This window comes from Leifsonia lichenia, from assembly GCF_054780215.1.
In genome coordinates this window covers 1-558 of record NZ_BAAGWT010000005.1, presented here as the reverse complement: position 1 = coordinate 558, position 558 = coordinate 1, and the positions used below count along the sequence as shown (strand labels likewise).

Genomic DNA, 558 nt, shown 5'->3' with positions numbered 1-558 from the left:
GCGGAGGTGGCGAGGGCGGGGGTGGTAAGAGCGGGGGCCGTAAGAGCGGGGGCCGTAAGGACGGGGGCGGTGAGAGCTGGGGTGGTGAGAGCTGGGGTGGTGAGGGCGGGGGCGGTGGTGGCGGCAGTGGTGAGGGTTGCGGTGGCGAGGTTGGCAGCAACGGTGGCTGATCCGTGTCCGGCCGTCCCCGCCATCCCGGCCATCCCCACCATCCCGGCCGCGCCGGATGCCCCTGCGCCCAGCGCCTGGGCGACCATCACCAGCACCATCGCCCACAGGTCGACGACGTGCTCGCGCGCCCACGCCCGCGTGCGCGCAAGCGGCGCGTACCCGACCGACAGCGCAGCGAACACGAACGCAGCCCCCAGCATCGGCGCTGCACCGTGCCCGGCGAGCGCCGCAGCGACCATGACCGCCACCATCACCGCAAGCATCGCGCCCTCGCGCACGAACCCGCGCGCCCACGAGTCGTGCGAGTCGTGCGCTCCAAGGCCGCGCGACCGCACGTTTCGCACGAGGCGCGCCGGGACGCGCACCCACGAGTCGTGCGGAATGTGC

General features: G+C 74.2%; 1 pseudogene. It reads right to left on the bottom strand.

Going from position 1 to position 558, the window contains the following annotated elements:
* Positions 1-558, bottom strand: a pseudogene (locus tag ACYVGI_RS12280) (hypothetical protein); the annotation flags it as partial.